Origin of the sequence: Leeuwenhoekiella nanhaiensis (assembly GCF_002744755.1) — a bacterium.
Classification (GTDB): Bacteria; Bacteroidota; Bacteroidia; order Flavobacteriales; family Flavobacteriaceae; genus Leeuwenhoekiella; species Leeuwenhoekiella nanhaiensis.
The window spans coordinates 291149-309232 of sequence record NZ_KZ319290.1 but is presented as its reverse complement, the minus strand read 5'-3'; the positions used below and the strand labels follow the sequence as shown (position 1 = coordinate 309232).

Genomic DNA, 18084 nt, shown 5'->3' with positions numbered 1-18084 from the left:
TCGTATTTTATAAAATAAACACTGAAGTAGTTCAGGATATTGAAATACTGCGCGTTTTTGTGGTTTTAATAAAGTCAAAGCAGGTATTCTTTGTAACTTTACGCCCTCAAAAAATGACCTGATGATAATTACCAAAACAAGGGAAGAGATCGAGCTGATGCGTGAAAGTGCCCTTATCGTATCTAAAACGCTTGGGGTTCTCGCTAAAGAAGTGAAGCCCGGCGTTACCACTTTAGAACTTGATAAACTAGCCGAAACCTTTATTCGTGATCACGGTGCCGAGCCGGGTTTTTTAGGAATGTATGACTTTCCTAACAGTCTTTGTATGAGCCCCAATGAGCAGGTAGTGCATGGGATCCCCAATAATACACCTCTTAAAGAAGGTGATATTATATCAATAGATTGTGGCGCCTACAAAAACGGTTTTTACGGAGATCACGCATACACCTTTGAAGTAGGAGAAGTAGATGCCGAAATCAAAAAACTCCTTCAGGTTACTAAAGAATCTCTCTACAAAGGTATTGAGCAATTTAAATTAGGAAATCGTGTAGGCGATGTAGGTTATGCCATTCAGAAATATTGCGAAGATCGTGGTTATGGTGTAGTACGGGAACTGGTAGGTCACGGTCTGGGACGCAATATGCACGAAGACCCGGAGATGCCAAATTACGGCAGAAGAGGTCGCGGTAAAAAATTCATCGAAGGGATGGTTGTTGCCATTGAACCTATGATCAATATGGGTACACAGCGCATAAAACAACATCGTGACGGCTGGACCATCACAACACGTGATAATAAACCCAGCGCCCATTTTGAACACGATGTGGCTTTAATAGACGGCAAACCCCAACTTCTTTCAACTTTTGAGTATATTTATGAGGCATTAGGCATACAAAGCGATGAAGAGGCCCCTTTCAAAGCGCAGCCCACATTCAACTAACAAAAATCACACGGTGCTATGCAATTAGAAACCTGGAAGGATTTCCGCGAGGATGACTGGGATGAGGCATATACTTTAGGACTCTCCAACTATGGTCGCGCACGGAGTTATGTAAAAGATCCCAATGGTAGTCTTATCAAAGGGGGAATCATAAACGGATACATAACCGTCAACGTAAAACTTAAAACTGGTAAAAGGCGCAATTTTTACCTGCACAAACTTTTGGCTAAAGCCTTTTTAACGCCGGGTGAAAATGAGAAAGCAGTGCTGCATCTCAATCACGATAAAACAGACAACCGTCTCGAAAATCTGACCTGGGCAACCCACAAAAAACGCTACGCACATCAAAAAACTAGTCCGCTTGACATTAAAAGACGCACATCTGGCGAGCGTCATTATACCAAATTGAGTTATGCCGAAGCAAAGGTTCTTAAGAAAAAACTTTTAGATCCTAACCGGCGCACCCGGCTCAAAGTACTGGCCAAGCAATTTGGCGTTTCAGAAATGCAATTACACCGCATCAAGACCGGGGAGAATTGGGGAGATCTTCAGGTATGACCGGTAGTATTTTTAAAAAAATTTTAAATACGGTACCCAGGCCCCTGCTTATACGCCTCAGTTATGTAGCAAGGCCTTTTTTAGCTTTATGGCTTAAAGGTTCTCGCTATACAGACCCTATTGACGGAAAGTCTTTTAAAAAATTTCTTCCCTACGGTTACGGTAAGCCTCGAGAGAATGTTCTTTCCCCTTCTACCCTTTCGCTAGAGCGACACAGATTGCTTTGGTTGTATTTAAAGAACGAAACGGATTTTTTTAAGGTCCCTCATAAAGTCCTACATTTCGCGCCTGAACAGGCTTTTTACAAAAGATTTCGAAACCTTGAGCATTTAGATTACACCACTACCGACTTGTTTTCGCCTCTGGCAGATATAAAGGCAGACATCTGCGATCTTCCCTTTGAGGATAATAGCTACGATGTCATTTTGTGCAATCACGTGCTCGAGCATATTCCTGATGACACCACGGCTATGCAGGAGCTTTATAGGGTTCTAAAACCCGGAGGTATGGCCATCTTACAAATCCCTCAGGATTTATCAAGAGAAAAAACCTTTGAAGACGACAGCATCACAGATCCTGAAGAACGCGCCACTATATTTGGGCAATACGATCACGTTCGGGTTTATGGAAGGGATTATTTTGATAAATTACGCGGTATAGGTTTTGAAGTTCAGGAGGTTGACTATACCCAAAAAATGGATACTAAACTTGTAGACACTTACCGCCTTGCAGCGGGTGAGATTTTACCGGTTTGTTATAAACCCACATCATGAAAAATATTGCAATCGTATGGTTTATGGTATTTTTTGGCGTCCTAAACGCTCAGAATGCTAACGATTGTACTGATGCTATTGTTCTTTGCGGGGATACTCCGGTAGGAATTGAACCCAGCGGGGTGGGCTTTGATGAATTTAGTCTGCCGGGCAATTTCCAACCCCCGTGTTATTCGTTTAACAATCAAACCGCGTGGTTTAAAGTAGAAATCGATCAGGGCGGAAGTTTTACATTTGATATTGTCCCCGAAAATCCAAACGACGATTATGATTTTGCAGTTTACGGACCCGTTCAGGACTGTCAAAACCTGGGAAGTGCAATTCGCTGCAGCAGTACCCATCCGCCTTCGGCAAACGTAGACGCAAATACCGGTCTCAATAATACCGAAACCGACACTTCGGAAGGACCGGGAGCTGACGGTAACGGCTATCTGAAAGCAATTGATGCAATGGCCGGAGAAACCTATTATATTCTTATAGACCGGGCTAGTGGTTCTTCACGATTCTCTATAGATCTAACCGGTACTGCAACCACTCCAAAAACTACCGGTTTTAACGTACCGGGAAATTTCGAAATCTGCTCGACAACCGGAACAAACACCTATAATCTCAATATACAACGTGACCTTATTTTACAAGGTTATCCCGATACTCGTGTAAGTTTTCATGGTGAATTGGGTGATGCAAACCTGGCCAGAAATGAGTTGCCTGACTTATATACAAACACTTTAGACAGTGAAATACTTTATGCACGCATCTACAGTCCATTAAATTCCTGCTCAGAAATAGTGCCTTTTAAAATCAGCGTTGCCGCGTCTTTGGTTAATGATAACCCCGGTTCTGTTTTTATATGCGACACCAGCATAAATCAAAATTATAACCTTTTACCACTGGGCAATGAAATAATAAGATCACGAACAGATCAGCAAATCCGGTTTTATCAATCACAACAAGATCGAGATACCGACCAAAATACTATTCAAACCTTGAATTTAAGCAGCTCGCAAACTGCTGTTTATTACCGTATTGAAAGCACTAGTGGAGATTGCCTGCTGCTCGATGAATTTACCTTTTTCTTAACTGAACCTCCGGCAGTCCTAAAACCTTCTGCTCTCGATGTATGCGTAGCTGATGAAAACAGCCTCACTCTTAATCTAGACCAAAAAGCCAATGAAGCTCTGGGCGGGCAGGATATTTCGTTATTCAGCAGGCGTTATTACGCCACGGCAAACGACAGAGACCTTGACCAAAATCGTCTGAGTTCGAATTATACTACCGAAGCGGTTGCTCAGGAAATTTTTATGCGAATAGTAGCCAATCGCAGTGGCTGCTATTCCGATACTTCTTTTCAAGTAGTGTTTAATGAAAGTCCTGTTTTTGAATTTCCTGAAACTGCCTACTACTGCACAGATACGCAGGAACCGGTGGAATTGAGAGTGTCTTCCGGCTTTGCCTATTACGAGTGGAGTACGAGTCAGGAAGGGATCGATCTCAACACCATATTTATTGATGAACCGGGAGAATACAGCATAACCGTTTATAACGAAGCAGGTTGCGGCACTACTCAAACGGTTCAGGTTCTGCCTTCCGAAAAGGCTATTGTTGAAAGAGTAGAAGTTACCGGGCTTAATTACCCCAATAATGAAGTAAGTATCCAGGTATCAGGAAATGGGGATTATGAATTTTCGCTAGACGACGCCCCTTATGTAGATAGCTCTGTTTTCACCGGACTTTCAGCCGGTTATCACCAGCTTGCAATAAGAGACAAAAATGGCTGCGGTACGGTAGAAACTGAGCCGTTTTTAGTTCTTGACTATCCCAGGTATTTTACTCCAAATGGGGATGGCATTCACGACACCTGGCGACTGATTGGTCTCGAAGAATATCCCGGGGCTCAAATTTTTATTTACGACCGTTATGGCAAACTTTTAAAGCAGTTAGAATCATCTTCAGAGGGCTGGGACGGCACCTTTCTGGGAACACTTTTGAATCCTGATGACTACTGGTTTGAACTAAAATTGCCCGATGGTATTAGCCTTAAGGGACATTTCAGCCTTATTTATTAGGCTCTATGAGGTAAGGTTTAAAACGTTCGGAAACATATACAGATACAGAGTCTTCAGTTTGATCTGAATACATCAGATAAGCCGCCAGATCCTTATTTTTAGCAATAACGGCTTTAGAACGCTCAAAACCTAAAGCCATAAATGCTGTTGCCCACGCGTCTGCCTCTGCACAGGTTGGGGCAATGACGGTTGCGCTTAGCACATCGCTTTGTTCGCCACTACCGGTAATGGGATTGATGGTGTGCACATACTTTTTCCCTGTGACTGAATCCTGACGGTACTTACGATAATTTCCCGATCCTGCCATTCCTTTATCGTGCAGACTCACCGCTTCGGTGTAGGTGCGCTGTTCTACAGGTGCATTGATGTTTTCAATACCTACACGCCAAGACTGATTTTTATCGAGATTTTTACCTTTCGCCAGAAGCTCTCCACCGATTTCTATAAGGTAATCTTCTACCCCGTTCTGCTCCAGCATTTTACCAATTCGGTCTATGCAATACCCTTTTGCGATACTATTGAAATCTAAATAAATATGTTCTGTGTTTTTTTGAAGTTTGCCTTGCGGCGAAATAGTCAATTTATCTAAACCTACATACTGCATCAAAGAATCTATAGTGATGGAATCAAGCTTTTTTAAGGGCTTATCAGGGCCGAAGCCGTAAGCATTAGCCAAAACCCCAACCGTTGGATCGTAATACCCATCTGTGGCATTATATACTTGCTGTGCCAGGGCAAATACTTCTTTAAACATAGCGTCAACCACAACAGTGCTGTCTCCGGCATTGATGCGCGAAATATCAGAATCAGGCTGGTAGGTGCTCATAGACTTATTAATCGCGGTGATTGTAGAGTCAAACTGCTTTACCAAATCAAAACGCTCCGGTGCATAAAACTGCAACTGGTAACTGGTTCCCAAGGCCTGACCGTTGTAGACCACCAGATTTCTTTTGCGCTCACAAGATGTACAAAGTGCTAAAAATAAAGCACTGAATAAAAGTGCAGATATTGATTGTAAACTGAATTTCATAATTTCTGAAAGGTGATTAAAGTATTTCCTGAAGACCATTATAAACCTGCGTATAGGCTGAATCTTTCTCGACAGGTCTGCCATAATCTTCAGCACTCCCTAAACCTACACCTGCATAAAAAGTTCGCGCATTAAACTTGTCTGCGTGCGTTTTCATTTCCTGCATAAAGACCGGGTCGTAGGCATTAGGGTCATCAGGATATTGCAAAGCCCTGACGATTACAAAATGTAATTTCTTGTCTTTTAAAGCTACAAATTGTGGATTGCGTTTCAGTTGAGAATTGACACCCAAAAATTCGAATCCCTGAGATTCCAGGTCTTTTCCCACGATATTCATCGCCAGATTATGCCGTTCCTGTTCGGTAAGAAGTGTTGCCATTTTGCAAAGATACATCGCGGCGATTTCAGACAAAAAAAAGCCGCTACTTTCGTAACGGCTTTTATAAAATTCTTCTTTTGGATTATCCTCCAAAGTCATCAAAACGGATGTTCTCATCAGGGATACCAAAATCTTCTCCCATCTTTTGAACCGCTTTGTTCATTAGCGGAGGCCCACAGAAATACAATTCGATTTCTTCCGGCTCCTCGTGCTTGCTCAAATACTGCTCAATCACTGCATTGTGAACAAAACCTACAAAACCATCACCGGGACTATTGATATCTTCTTTGACCTTCCAGTTGTCCTCTTCTAAAGGCTCTGAAAGCACCAGGTAGAATTTGAAGTTTTCAAACTCTTCTTCCAAATCACGGAAATGCTTTAAGTAAAATAACTCACGCTTAGAACGACCACCGTACCAATAGGTTACTTTTCGACCTGTCTTAAGAGTTTTGAACAGGTGATACAGGTGCGAACGCATAGGCGCCATGCCGGCTCCACCACCTACGTAAAGCATTTCAGCGTCAGACTCGTTGATGAAGAACTCACCATAAGGACCTGAAATGGTAACTTTATCTCCTTTCTTTCTACTGAAAATATACGAAGAAGCAACACCCGGATTTACATCCATCCAGCCGCCTTTTGCACGATCAAATGGTGGAGTTGCAATACGTACGTTAAGCATGATCTCACGTCCTTCTGCAGGATACGAGGCCATGGAATAAGCACGTTCTACTACTTCGTTGTTCTTCATTACAAGTGGCCAAAGTTTAAACTTCTCCCACTCTTCCTGGAATTTATTAGGATCATCGTGCTCTTCAGGGTGAGCGGTGATATCCATATCTTCAAACTTCACGGTACATTCCGGAATTTCGATTTGGATATATCCACCGGCTTTGTAGTCCATATCCTCAGGGATCTCTACTACAAATTCCTTAATAAACGATGCTACGTTGTAGTTACGCACTACAGTTGCTTCCCATTTTTTAATACCGAATACTTCTTCAGGAATGGTGATTTCCATATCCTGCTTCACTTTTACCTGGCAAGCTAAACGCGCTCCGGCGGCTAACTCTTTACGGGTAAAGTGTGGCGTTTCGGTAGGTAATGCCTCTCCACCACCTGAAAGTACGTGACACTCACACTGAATGCAGGTACCACCACCACCACAGGCTGAAGGTAAAAAGACTTTCTTTCCACCCAATGTTGAAAGCAATGAACTTCCTGAGTCCACTTCTACCTTCTTCTCACCATTAATGGTGATGGTCACAGGACCTGAAGGCGACAATTTTTCTTTTGCAAAAAGCAGTAGGCCAACCAATACAATGGTCAAAACCAAAAACGCTACTACCGTTGCTGCAATAACTCCTCCTGTACTTGCTGCTAAAAACATATTATTTATTGTTTAGTTCTTGTGATACTTCAGCCAAAGGTTCTTCAGCGTCTTTATCCTGGGTTATCGTTTCGATTTGAGCGGCTTCATCAGTTTTCTCAGTCTTCTCTTCACCTCCGGTTAACATTCCACCAAAACTCATAAAACCAATAGCCATAAGACCGGTAATTATAAACGTGATTCCTAAACCTCTTAGAGGCGCAGGTACGTTTGAATACCGAATCTTTTCGCGAATAGCGGCGATGGCAAGAATTGCTAGAAACCAGCCAATTCCTGAAGCCAGACCGTAATTAAACGCAAGACCTAAGGTGGCGATATCTCTGGACTGCATAAAAAGTGAACCTCCCAAGATCGCACAGTTTACCGCAATAAGGGGTAAGAAAATACCAAGAGAGGTATAAAGTGCAGGAGCAAACTTTTCTACTACAATTTCTACGAGCTGTACCATTGTCGCAATGGTAGCAATAAACAGAATGAATGATAGGAAACTCAAATCATATTCTGCATATTCTGGACCTAACCAGGTTAATGCTCCGGGTCTTAACACATACTGATCAAGCAGCCAGTTCATAGGAACGGTTACGGCAAGAACAAAGATTACAGCAGCTCCAAGACCTACAGCGGTCGAAACTTTTTTAGACACAGCAAGGTAAGAACACATCCCAAGGAACGTGGCAAATACCATGTTGTCTATAAATATTGATTTAAAAAATAACTCTACGTGTTCCATTTTTCTTTTATGAAAAGTTAGACTTGAGTAAAACTCAAACCGTAATCTTTAGTTTTCTTCGATTAATGCTTTGTTTCTGGAGCGTTGTACCCAGATGATGATACCTACAACGATAAGCGCCATTGGCGAAAGAAGCATAAAACCATTATTCTCATAGCCTATGCCGTAAAGACCGGTTTTAGCGATTGGGTCACCCAAAACTTTAAATCCTAATAAAGTACCAGAACCTAAGAGCTCTCTGAAGAAACCTACAATAACCAGAATAAGAGCATAACCGGCGGCATTACCTATGCCATCAAGGAATGATCTCCAGGGGCCGTTACCTAAAGCGAAAGCTTCAAAACGTCCCATAATGATACAGTTTGTAATAATAAGACCCACGAAAACCGAAAGCGTTTTACTCAATTCATAAGCAAAAGCCTTAAGCACCTGGTCTACGATAATCACAAGGGCAGCAACTACTACCAGCTGAACGATGATACGTATTTTAGATGGAATGATATTTCGCATTAGCGAAATTACCACGTTACCAACACCCAATACAAACATTACCGAAATTCCCATTACGATAGACGCTTTCAATTGCGCGGTAATCGCAAGTGCAGAACAAATACCTAATACCTGAATGGTAATTGGGTTATTATCTGCCAGCGGATCAAGGATTAAACCTCTGTCTTTTTTAGATAGTAATGCCATAATTATATTTTTAAGTCTTTTAAGTAAGGGATGTACAATTTAACGGTACTGTTAATCATTGCAGTCACACCATTACCGGTGATTGTTGCACCAGCAAGAGCATCAACTTTACCGTCATCCTTGCGCTCGTTAAGTGGATCGTTATTTCCTTTAGCAACAGTGATTCCTTCATACTCGGTACCAGACATAATTTCTTCGCCTGTAAAATCGTCCATAAAGTAACGCTCTTTAATGTTAGCACCAAGACCGGGAGTTTCCCCTTTGTGGTCGAAATAAACACCCTGTACTACATAGTTTTCGTCTAAGGCAATGAAACCCCAGATAGCATCCCAAAGACCTTTTCCGTACATCGGGATGATGTAATAATCCTTACCTTCTTTTTCTCCTACGAAAAGCGGAAGCTTGCGCTCTGACATATCTTTTGCCAGTTCCTGCTTCAGATTGATTAAATAAGCAGAAGAATCCTTTTCGATTTTTCCGTTCTGAATAACCAATTGTTCTTTGATGTATTTACCAAACTCCGCTTCGACCTTGTTTGTTGGAACAAAATTCACAGAACCTTCCACATTCTCATTAATGCCCATAGCATAAAGAATGTTTTGTTGCTTTTCGAAGCGCTCATTTTCAGTAATTGCAGGCTTTAAGCTCGAAGCTGTAAAAGCGAGTAATGATCCTACTACGAGTACCATTACGACTGCAAAGATTACTGTGTAACCGTTTTTATCTGTATTTGCCATGATTAAGCAGTTTTTAATTTTAGACGTTTCATACGTTGTTTAACGTTTGCCTGAACAACATAGTGATCAATAGTTGGCGCAAAAACGTTCATTAGAAGAATCGCAAGGAATACTCCTTCCGGATATGCCGGGTTGAATACGCGAATCATAATAGAGAAAAAGCCTATTAAGAAACCATACCAGTATTTACCGGTGTTGGTTTGCGCACCCGAAACCGGATCTGTCGCCATATAAACGATACCGAAGGCGATACCTCCAATAATCAGGTGTTCCCAGAAAGGCGTGCTCATCAAGCCGTAAAATTTACTGCTCTCGGTAATCCATCCCTGATCTACAACTCCATTAAAAATCAATCCCATTACTGCAGCTCCAACCACGGCACTTAGAATAATTCTCCAGCTTGCAATCTTGGTAAACATCAAGAACAATCCGCCGATAATGATAAGAAATGTTGAAGTCTCACCTACTGATCCCGGGATAAACCCAAAAAACTTATCAGCAAAATCATAAACTACGGAGTTGTTTTGCGCGTAAGATCCTAAAATGGTTTCTCCTGAAAAAGCATCGGGAGTACCTGCAGCTGCCTGAGCTCCGTGTACCCATACTTTATCACCACTCATCCAGGTAGGATAAGCGAAGAATAAGAACGCACGAATAGTAAGTGCCGGGTTTAGAATGTTCATCCCGGTACCACCAAAAACCTCTTTACCGATTACCACACCAAACACAACTGCTACAGCAAGCATCCAAAGTGGAATATCTACCGGTACAATAAGAGGAACAAGCATACCCGTAACCAGGTAACCTTCTTCTACCTCGTGACCTTTGATTACGGCAAAAACAAACTCTACCGCAAGACCTACTCCGTAAGAAACAATAACAAGCGGAAGTACGGTCCACGCACCCATTATGAAATTGTCCCAGGTAAAGAAATTGCCAAACAAACTGGCCTCTCGTACCACACCTTGCGCAGCATCAATTGCTGCGTAATGCTGATAACCCGCATTAAAAATACCCCATACCAAAACCGGTAATAAGGCAATAATTACGGTATTCATCGTACGCTTTAAGTCATCAACGGCTCTGATGTGCCCACCACTGTGCGTGGTTTCATTAGGAGTATACAGGAAGGTGTGCAATGCGTTAAACGCAGGCGCCATTTTCTTCCCCTTAAAATCCTCTTTAATACTGTGTAATTTTTCTTTTAATCCCATAGCTATTATCCTATTTCTTCGTGCATTAAATCTAGTCCTTTACGAATGATTGCCTGGTGTGGTTGTTTAGATACGCATACAAATTCGGTTAACGCAAAATCTTCCGGCGCTACTTCATACATACCCAAAGCTTCCATAGCATCCAGATCTTCTACCATACATGCCTTAAGCAACTGTAATGGGTAGATATCCATCGGGAATACTTCTTCGTAGTTTCCGGTTACCACAAAGGCACGATGCTCACCGTTGGTGTTGGTATCCAGATCATACTTCTTGTTTGGGAATAGCCAAGAAAAAGTAAGGGCTCGTGAAGATGATATTTTATTGAACACGGGTTTATTCCACCCAAAGAACTCGTAGTCGTCGCCTTCCGGAATCGCTACAAACTCATTGTGATAATAACCCAAATGTCCGTCTGCACTAACCTGATCTCCGGTAAGTACGTTACCTGAAATCATACGTACATTATCGCCGTTAATTCCGGCAGAATAAGCAAAAGTAGAAACCTCTGCTCCTATTTTAGTTTTGTAGTACTGTGGCTTCTTAACACTTGATCCTGAAACGCTAATAACACGCTCAGGGTTAAACTTCCCGGTTAAGAATAACTCACCGATAATCGCCAGATTCTCCGCAGTTACCGTCCATACAGTTTCGCCTTTGTTTACCGGCTGAATCTTGTTGATTTGCGTACCCACATTACCGCTGGGGTGAGGTCCTGAAACCGTATGCAGCTCAACGTCTTTTAGATTACCAAAAACCGAATCAGCAGTTTTAGCAACACTCAGGTGAACCTTACCCGAAGTAAGTTTTGCCAGCGCTGTTACTGCAGCCTGCAATGCAGCTTCTTTGCCTTTAAGACTGAAGTTGTAGTCAGGAGCAAGCGGTGCACTGTTATGCCCAGAAACAAAAATTGCCTCGGGAGTAGTATCTACCGCGGCAATAATATCATAAGGACGTTGCTTGATAAAAGGCCATAAACCTGCTTCGAGCATACGTTCTTTAATCGCTTCTGCATCAGCATTGTTTACATCAAGCTTTGAAAACTCGTGGGTTGTTTCAGTTCCATCAGCTTCAATAACCAAATGTGTGATAACACGCTTGGCCCCTCTTCTGATTTCAGTAAGCGTACCGCTTACCGGTGAAACAAACTTGATACGCTCATCTTTTTTGGAGTAAAAAAGCGGCTCTCCCGCTTTTACAGCAGCTCCTTCTTTAAAAAGCATCTTAGGAGTTACAAGATGAAAATCTGAAGGCTTGATCACGTAAGTTCTTGACTTGGGGGCATCAGCAAGAGTTTTCTCTGCCGCACCTACCAATTTAATATCAAGACCCTTTTTGATCTTAATGTCTTTTGACATAGGAAGTATATGTTAAAGTTTTTTAGTTACCCAACCCAGTATCTGCCCGAATTGAGGTGCGCAAATTTACAAATTTTACATCCTTATTGCACAAATACCGGTATAAAATTGTTGTGGTGTTTTACAAGTAAGCTGCATAAAGCCGCAGACTGGCAAAAATACACTTGTTAGCACCTTATTGAGATTCTCTAAAAATAAGGCACTTTATTTGCTAGCTTTGTCCTGAACCAGTATCAAAGGCTTAATGAAAACGTTTTCGGTAATTTTTGTACTACTGCTATATCTAAATAGCGCTGCCCAGATCGCTGTAGAAATGCCTGCACCACCCTATATCAAAACCGTTCAGTTTTATGGCAATACTGCTCAAAGCCAGCTACCATTAATTCAGCTGGGCACACCACTGCGACTCAGTTTTGACGACATCATAGGCGATGAATCTGACTTTTACTACACCATAACCCATTATAATTATGACTGGACACCTTCGGTACTGGTCAAAAATGAATATATAGACGGTGTGGATGACGTGCGCATCATGAATTACACCAATTCGGTAAGCACCCTGCAACTCTATACCCATTATGAGTTAACAATCCCCAACCAGTATACCACAGCAATTACCAAAACCGGCAATTACCTGCTTGAAGTTTTTAATGCGGATGAGGAACTCATTTTTTCCCGAAAGTTTATGATTTACAGTCCGCTGGTTAGTGTTGGGGTTGAAGTTTTACGAAGCAGAAATCTTGAATTTATCAATCAAAAACAGGTGGTAAACTTTTTTGTAGACTCAGGTGACAATGTTTTGATTAACCCAAAAAACACGGTAAAAACTTTAATAATTCAGAATAACAATCTTAAAAATACGATCGGTAGCCTGAAGCCCCAATACAGTATAGGCAATCGCCTGGAGTACCGGTATAATGAAGAGGCTTCGTTCTTTGGCGGCAATGAGTTTTTTGATTACGACAACAAAAACATCAGGACAGCGACAAACCGAATCCGGTTTGTAGACCTTCAGGATTTATATCACAATTACCTCTACGGAAATGTCACCCGTGAAGATCAGGAATACACCTACAATCCGGATATCAACGGAAACTTCTTGATACGTACCATGCAGGGCTCAGACCCAAGGGTACATTCCGAATATGCCTGGATTCACTTCAGCTTAGATCATCCCCAGCGCCCGAAAGGCGAAGACATTTACATCTACGGAAACTTCAACAACTACGACCTGGAAGATGCCACCCGAATGTATTACAACGCTGATACAGGAAGGTATGAAACCGCGTTGCTGATGAAGCAGGGCTACTACAACTATAAATATGTAGTGGCAAAAAATGGAAAACGACTGGAAGAAAACCCTGTAAGCGGTGACTTTTGGCAAACCGAAAATGAATACGATGTTTTGGTTTATTACAGACCTCCTGGTGCGCGCTTTGATGAATTGATAGGTGTAGGCAATGCACTTTCTACCAGCATTTCAAATGTAAGGCGAGATTAATATCAAGAACTTCTTCTCTATTTGGGGATTTATGATAACTTCGTAATGATAGTTATCTAAAAATCTGTTATGGCGGTGCAAAAACCGGTTGAACAAAAGCCAAAAGTCCCCATTTATGACCGGGGAAATGAGTGCCTCAACTGCGGTCACCCGCTCGAACTAAGCGACCGCTACTGTTCGTATTGCGGCCAACTCAACTCACGGCAAAAGCTATCACTAGGCAACTATTTCAGGGAATTTGCAGGAAGTATTCTTAACTATGATTCGAGGTTTCGGTACACCATCAAAGACCTGTTATTTAAACCGGGAACCATTACGCGAGATTACGTAGACGGGAAGCGACTTACCTACGCCAATCCGTTTCGGTTTTACCTCAGTATAAGCATCCTTTTCTTTATCATTAGCGGTTTGCTCGACTTCTTTGAAAACACTGAAAATAATATAGATTCATTTGACTGGAATAATCTCACAACGGAAGCCCGGACAGATCTGCAGGAAATCCCTTTGGATTCCATAAGGTATTACATAGAAAAGGGAATTCAGCAAAAACAAGACACCACGCAAGCACTCCCGTTTGAATATCAAACCCCGGCTAGTCTGGATTCCATGGGTTTCTATCAGCGTACAAAAAGTAAAATTTCCCTTTTTAGAGCATTCAGTTCTTCCACCTCAATCACTCGGGCAGAGGAAGGTTTAGACAGTCTTCACTATCCAAAAACCCGAGGCAACATCTGGCTTTACAAAAAGAGCACTTCAGTCAATAAAATAATTGATGAGCCCTTTGAGTTTTACGAATATCTTGTTGAGAAGACTCCTTTTTTCATCTTTTTCTTCACACCCTTTTTCGCACTAGCATTTGTTCCCTTATATCTTAAGAAGGATTCCTATAAAGTTGCGTTGCAAGCAGTTAAGAACACTCACTATTCCTGGTTTAAAAAACTTTTGAAAATACCCTACCTCGGCTCTGCCGTAGCTCATCTATTAGCAAGCCTTAGAAGGTTTCTTTTCCCTTCAACCAGACACAATTATATTGAGCACGTCATTTTTATATTTCACATATTTTCCTTTATGTTTTTGGGAATGTTGCTGCTCGCCTTACCTGATTTTGTGATAGGCGCCAGCGTTCTGACTTCACTATTCCTGTTTTTAGTTTGTCCGTTTTACTTCTACAAAGCATTGCGGAATTTTTATAAAGAGCGACGCCTGCGAACGCTGCTGAAATTCTTTATCCTGAATTTTGTATTTTTAGTCCTGTCAACAATGAGTGTGATTATTTTCTTACTCATTACCGCCGCAACCTATTAATAATGGTAGAGCAAGTAACAAAAGGCATAAAAGTTTCGGTTGAAACCCATTTTGAAGGCGCATTTTCAAAAAACAGCGAGGTGTTTTATGCTTTTGGCTATACTATCACTATTACTAATAACAGCCGGGATACCGTAAAATTACTCAGCCGCTGCTGGACGATTTATGATTCGCTTAATGATATTGAGCAGGTCACAGGCGAGGGAGTAATTGGCAAAAAGCCCGTACTTCAACCCGGCGAACATCATCAGTATACTTCAGGCTGTTTGCTTAAGTCGCCCTTTGGAGCGATGAATGGTCATTACACCATGATAAACTTCAGTAGTTCTACGCAGTTTCAGGTAGGCATCCCCACCTTTAAGCTCAATTCAAAATTCAACCTTAACTAATTGTATTTTAAAGATCTACAAAGATCAGATTCAGTACACACATTCTTCACAATACTGTTAGCCTATTCTTAGGGCGTGGCTTTAGAATTTTGTACCTTTCGCGCCATTACAAAAAAATAATTCTTCTGACGAAAAAAATCAGAAGCCAATCCACATCTGTGGAGAAACCAAAAAAGAATTAAGCATGTCAACAGGATTTTTTGAAGTACCCGTAGCTATTAACGAGCCCGTAAAAACCTATGCTCCCGGCACACCGGAGCGCGACGCGGTTTTAAAAGCCTACAAAGAACTTTACAACAGTACCGTAAATGTACCTTTATACATAGACGGAAAAAAAATAGAAACCGGCAATACCAGCCCAATGTCGCCTCCACACGAGCACAAGCACAAACTGGGTGAATACCAGCTTGCCGAAAAAAAACATATTGAAGCTGCAATCGCCGCCGCTCTTGAAGCACGCAAAAAGTGGTCTCAAATGCCTTGGGAACACCGCGCAGGCATCTTTTTAAAAGCTGCCGAATTGATTCAGGGACCTTACCGTGCGAAGATCAATGCTGCTACTATGCTGGCACAATCTAAAAATATCTATCAGGCCGAAATTGATTCTGCCTGCGAGCTTATTGATTTCCTTCGTTTCAACGTACAGTATATGAGCGAAATCTACGCAGACCAGCCAGAGTCTACATCTGCTGCCTGGAACCGCGTAGAATATCGCCCACTTGAAGGTTTTGTTTACGCCGTTACTCCTTTTAATTTTACGGCTATCGCCGGAAATTTACCAGCCTCTGCCGCGCTTATGGGTAATACCGTAGTTTGGAAACCTAGTGACAGCCAGGTTTATTCTGCTCAGGTAATTATGGAAGTTTTTGAGGAAGCCGGAGTACCAGCAGGTGTAATCAATATGGTGATGGGTGATCCTGAAATGATCACCAATACCGTTCTGGACAGCCCTGATTTTGCCGGAATTCACTTTACCGGTTCTACAACCGTATTTAAAGGAATCTGGGCAAAAATTGGAGCTAACATTCATAACTACAAAACTTATCCACGCATCGTAGGCGAGACAGGTGGTAAAGACTTTATCCTTGCACATCCTACTGCTAATCCACAACAGGTAGCAACGGCTATTTCCCGAGGAGCTTTTGAATTTCAGGGGCAAAAATGTAGCGCGGCGAGCCGGGTGTACATTCCAAAATCAATGTGGTCTAAGGTGAAAGATTTGGTTGTTAAAGACATCAAATCCTTTAAAATGGGATCTCCCGAAGATATGAGCAACTTCATCACTGCCGTGATTCACGAAGGTTCATTTAACAAACTTGCTAAGTACATTGATCAGGCTAAAAAGGATTCAAATGCCGAAATTATTGCCGGAGGTAATTACGATAATTCGAAAGGATATTTCGTAGAGCCAACAGTAATTTTAACCACAGATCCTAAATATACTACGATGACTACTGAGCTTTTTGGCCCTGTAGTAACCGTTTATGTTTATGAGGATGAAAAGTGGAGTGAAACCTTAAAACTGGTTGATACCACAAGTGAATATGCATTAACCGGAGCTGTTTTGGCAGCAGATCGTTACGCAATTACCGAAGCTACTCAGGCATTACAAAATGCAGCCGGTAACTTCTACATCAACGATAAGCCTACAGGAGCTGTCGTTGGTCAACAGCCTTTTGGTGGTGCACGGGCATCAGGTACTAACGATAAAGCAGGTAGTGCTTTAAACCTGTTGCGTTGGGTTTCTCCTCGATTAATTAAGGAAACCTTTGTAACGCCTACAGACTACCGTTACCCGTTTTTAGGAGAGTAAATCACTGATTTATATACATTTAAAATGCCATCTTTGAAAGATGGCATTTTTTTCGAACTCTAATTGAATATTATCTAAATGTTATGCTAATGTAAATTTAATGTTACCAAATATTTTTTTAGTAACTTTACTTAATAAATAGAGGAATTATGAAGAATGATGAAAATAAGATGTACGTCCTGAAAGTGAAATATTCCGTTATTGACGTAACCAGGAAGAAACGAAATCGAAAAATAACCCGTAAAAAGGAAAAATTATATCTGGTACGCGACCCTGAAAGTATTGATGAAAAACTAAAGCAGCTTGAAGACAGCCTCCTTGAGATTGATCAACAGGAACGCACGACCCTCCTTAACCGCGCTCAGGATTTCCTGAGAAGTTTTGGAAACCGATGCAATCGTACCTATTATAATATGTTACGAACCTAAAAAAAGCGACTGAGAAGTCGCTTTTTTGTTTATCATCCTTTAAACTTCAAAGGTAAGTGCACCACCTTTTTAGTCTCAAAAAATTCCTCTTTAAAATAATCTGACAAATCGTAAATCTTTGCCGTTGTATATAAACTCAGTTCTTCGGTTAAATCTCCTCCTTTTAGATACAGAATACCGTTCTTCAGTTCGTGAGTGCTCTTTTTGGCAATTTTTCCTTTGGTCCAGTGCACAAAAGTTTCCATTTGCGCCACAGCCCTACTCACTATAAAATCATAACTGCCGGGTACATTCTCAACCCGATCATTGGTCGTTTGTACATTGGTTAATCCTAAACCTGCAACTACCTCATCAACTACCTTGATTTTTTTACCAATGCTGTCTACCAGATGAAATTGCGTCTCCGGAAACATAATAGCCAACGGCACTCCCGGAAAGCCTCCACCGGTACCCACATCAAGAACCTTGCTACCCGGATTAAAAGCCTGCACTTTTGCAATGCCCAAAGAATGCAAGACGTGCCGTAAATAAATCTCGTCGATATCTTTACGCGAAACCACGTTGATTTTCAGGTTCCAGTCCTGATAAAGCTCGTTGAGTTTTTCAAACTGAACAAGCTGATTTTCACTCAGATTAGGGAAATAGTGTTTTATAAGTTCCATAAATGCAAATTACGGCAACAAAATTAGGTTTTACTGCGTTAAATTGCGGTATTTGCAGGCCTTAAAAAGATATAAATCTTATTTTTGAGGTTGCGTTACAAACACCTCTGTT

General features: G+C 41.6%; 18 protein-coding genes. 9 read left to right on the top strand and 9 right to left on the bottom strand.

What is annotated here, in order from left to right; genetic code table 11:
- Positions 1-121 precede the first annotated feature (121 nt).
- The 4 genes from map to CJ305_RS10210 are packed head-to-tail and all read left to right on the top strand — an operon-like array spanning position 122 to position 4337.
- A complete protein-coding gene (gene map, locus CJ305_RS10225) occupies positions 122-940 on the top strand; it encodes a type I methionyl aminopeptidase (protein WP_099646163.1) in 819 nt (272 codons plus the stop codon).
- Positions 941-958: 18 nt separating this feature from the next.
- The gene (locus CJ305_RS10220; RefSeq protein WP_099646162.1) at positions 959-1498 is read left to right on the top strand and encodes an HNH endonuclease; all 540 of its coding nucleotides are present in this window, start codon (positions 959-961) and stop codon (positions 1496-1498) included.
- Positions 1495-2271, top strand: a complete 777-nt coding sequence (locus CJ305_RS10215) for a class I SAM-dependent methyltransferase (RefSeq protein WP_099646161.1) — start codon at positions 1495-1497, stop codon at positions 2269-2271. Before CJ305_RS10220 ends, CJ305_RS10215 begins: the two co-directional genes overlap by 4 nt.
- A complete protein-coding gene (locus tag CJ305_RS10210; RefSeq protein WP_099646160.1) occupies positions 2268-4337 on the top strand; it encodes a T9SS type B sorting domain-containing protein in 2070 nt (689 codons plus the stop codon). Before CJ305_RS10215 ends, CJ305_RS10210 begins: the two co-directional genes overlap by 4 nt.
- On the opposite strand, the gene CJ305_RS10205 is transcribed toward CJ305_RS10210, so the two are convergent.
- The 8 genes from CJ305_RS10205 to CJ305_RS10170 all read right to left on the bottom strand — a co-directional run bounded on the left by CJ305_RS10205 (position 4327) and on the right by CJ305_RS10170 (position 11871).
- A complete protein-coding gene (locus tag CJ305_RS10205) occupies positions 4327-5367 on the bottom strand; it encodes an FAD:protein FMN transferase (RefSeq protein WP_099646159.1) in 1041 nt (346 codons plus the stop codon). The two genes, CJ305_RS10210 and CJ305_RS10205, sit on opposite strands and share 11 nt — an antisense overlap.
- 16 nt (positions 5368-5383) lie before the next feature.
- Entirely contained in the window at positions 5384-5746 is a 363-nt protein-coding gene (locus CJ305_RS10200) for a Na(+)-translocating NADH-quinone reductase subunit F (RefSeq protein ID WP_099646264.1), read from the bottom strand.
- 82 nt (positions 5747-5828) lie between these two features.
- Positions 5829-7136 (bottom strand): NADH:ubiquinone reductase (Na(+)-transporting) subunit F, encoded by a 1308-nt coding sequence (nqrF, locus tag CJ305_RS10195; protein ID WP_099646158.1) that lies wholly within the window; start codon positions 7134-7136, stop codon positions 5829-5831.
- A 1-nt stretch (position 7137) separates the two neighbouring features.
- Positions 7138-7866: an NADH:ubiquinone reductase (Na(+)-transporting) subunit E gene (nqrE, locus tag CJ305_RS10190; protein WP_099646157.1), complete on the bottom strand. Its 729-nt coding sequence runs from the start codon at positions 7864-7866 to the stop codon at positions 7138-7140.
- Positions 7867-7914: 48 nt separating this feature from the next.
- On the bottom strand, positions 7915-8562 hold the full coding sequence (locus CJ305_RS10185; RefSeq protein ID WP_099646156.1) for an NADH:ubiquinone reductase (Na(+)-transporting) subunit D: 648 nt from the start codon (positions 8560-8562) through the stop codon (positions 7915-7917).
- Positions 8563-8564: 2 nt separating this feature from the next.
- Complete coding sequence (locus CJ305_RS10180) at positions 8565-9302, bottom strand: Na(+)-translocating NADH-quinone reductase subunit C (RefSeq protein WP_394340049.1); 738 nt, start codon at positions 9300-9302, stop codon at positions 8565-8567.
- Positions 9302-10513: an NADH:ubiquinone reductase (Na(+)-transporting) subunit B gene (locus tag CJ305_RS10175; RefSeq protein ID WP_099646154.1), complete on the bottom strand. Its 1212-nt coding sequence runs from the start codon at positions 10511-10513 to the stop codon at positions 9302-9304. The genes CJ305_RS10180 and CJ305_RS10175 overlap by 1 nt, the downstream gene beginning before the upstream one ends.
- 5 nt (positions 10514-10518) lie before the next feature.
- Positions 10519-11871, bottom strand: coding sequence for a Na(+)-translocating NADH-quinone reductase subunit A (locus CJ305_RS10170; protein ID WP_099646153.1), 1353 nt, complete (start codon positions 11869-11871; stop codon positions 10519-10521).
- Positions 11872-12115: 244 nt separating this feature from the next.
- On the opposite strand from CJ305_RS10170, the gene CJ305_RS10165 reads away from it, so the two are divergent.
- The 5 genes from CJ305_RS10165 to CJ305_RS10145 all read left to right on the top strand — a co-directional run bounded on the left by CJ305_RS10165 (position 12116) and on the right by CJ305_RS10145 (position 17310).
- Entirely contained in the window at positions 12116-13375 is a 1260-nt protein-coding gene (locus CJ305_RS10165; protein WP_099646152.1) for a type IX secretion system plug protein, read from the top strand.
- 69 nt (positions 13376-13444) lie between these two features.
- The gene (locus tag CJ305_RS10160; RefSeq protein ID WP_099646151.1) at positions 13445-14680 is read left to right on the top strand and encodes a DUF3667 domain-containing protein; all 1236 of its coding nucleotides are present in this window, start codon (positions 13445-13447) and stop codon (positions 14678-14680) included.
- 2 nt (positions 14681-14682) lie between these two features.
- Entirely contained in the window at positions 14683-15069 is a 387-nt protein-coding gene (gene apaG / locus CJ305_RS10155) for a Co2+/Mg2+ efflux protein ApaG (protein WP_099646150.1), read from the top strand.
- A gap of 184 nt (positions 15070-15253) precedes the next feature.
- Positions 15254-16882, top strand: coding sequence for an L-glutamate gamma-semialdehyde dehydrogenase (gene pruA, locus CJ305_RS10150; RefSeq protein WP_099646149.1), 1629 nt, complete (start codon positions 15254-15256; stop codon positions 16880-16882).
- A 149-nt stretch (positions 16883-17031) separates the two neighbouring features.
- Positions 17032-17310, top strand: a complete 279-nt coding sequence (locus CJ305_RS10145) for a hypothetical protein (protein WP_099646148.1) — start codon at positions 17032-17034, stop codon at positions 17308-17310.
- 32 nt (positions 17311-17342) lie between these two features.
- Here the strand turns inward: CJ305_RS10145 and rsmG are convergent, their stop codons facing one another.
- The gene (rsmG, locus tag CJ305_RS10140; protein ID WP_099646147.1) at positions 17343-17972 is read right to left on the bottom strand and encodes a 16S rRNA (guanine(527)-N(7))-methyltransferase RsmG; all 630 of its coding nucleotides are present in this window, start codon (positions 17970-17972) and stop codon (positions 17343-17345) included.
- Positions 17973-18084: the final 112 nt, after the last annotated feature.

Coding starts and splice junctions, on each gene's coding strand:
- map (WP_099646163.1), top strand. CDS start 122: ATGATAATTACCAAAACAAGGGAAGAGATCGAGCTGATGCGTGAAAGT.
- CJ305_RS10220 (WP_099646162.1), top strand. CDS start 959: ATGCAATTAGAAACCTGGAAGGATTTCCGCGAGGATGACTGGGATGAG.
- CJ305_RS10215 (WP_099646161.1), top strand. CDS start 1,495: ATGACCGGTAGTATTTTTAAAAAAATTTTAAATACGGTACCCAGGCCC.
- CJ305_RS10210 (WP_099646160.1), top strand. CDS start 2,268: ATGAAAAATATTGCAATCGTATGGTTTATGGTATTTTTTGGCGTCCTA.
- CJ305_RS10205 (WP_099646159.1), bottom strand. CDS start 5,367: ATGAAATTCAGTTTACAATCAATATCTGCACTTTTATTCAGTGCTTTA.
- CJ305_RS10200 (WP_099646264.1), bottom strand. CDS start 5,746: ATGGCAACACTTCTTACCGAACAGGAACGGCATAATCTGGCGATGAAT.
- nqrF (WP_099646158.1), bottom strand. CDS start 7,136: ATGTTTTTAGCAGCAAGTACAGGAGGAGTTATTGCAGCAACGGTAGTA.
- nqrE (WP_099646157.1), bottom strand. CDS start 7,866: ATGGAACACGTAGAGTTATTTTTTAAATCAATATTTATAGACAACATG.
- CJ305_RS10185 (WP_099646156.1), bottom strand. CDS start 8,562: ATGGCATTACTATCTAAAAAAGACAGAGGTTTAATCCTTGATCCGCTG.
- CJ305_RS10175 (WP_099646154.1), bottom strand. CDS start 10,513: ATGGGATTAAAAGAAAAATTACACAGTATTAAAGAGGATTTTAAGGGG.
- CJ305_RS10170 (WP_099646153.1), bottom strand. CDS start 11,871: ATGTCAAAAGACATTAAGATCAAAAAGGGTCTTGATATTAAATTGGTA.
- CJ305_RS10165 (WP_099646152.1), top strand. CDS start 12,116: ATGAAAACGTTTTCGGTAATTTTTGTACTACTGCTATATCTAAATAGC.
- CJ305_RS10160 (WP_099646151.1), top strand. CDS start 13,445: ATGGCGGTGCAAAAACCGGTTGAACAAAAGCCAAAAGTCCCCATTTAT.
- apaG (WP_099646150.1), top strand. CDS start 14,683: ATGGTAGAGCAAGTAACAAAAGGCATAAAAGTTTCGGTTGAAACCCAT.
- pruA (WP_099646149.1), top strand. CDS start 15,254: ATGTCAACAGGATTTTTTGAAGTACCCGTAGCTATTAACGAGCCCGTA.
- CJ305_RS10145 (WP_099646148.1), top strand. CDS start 17,032: ATGAAGAATGATGAAAATAAGATGTACGTCCTGAAAGTGAAATATTCC.
- rsmG (WP_099646147.1), bottom strand. CDS start 17,972: ATGGAACTTATAAAACACTATTTCCCTAATCTGAGTGAAAATCAGCTT.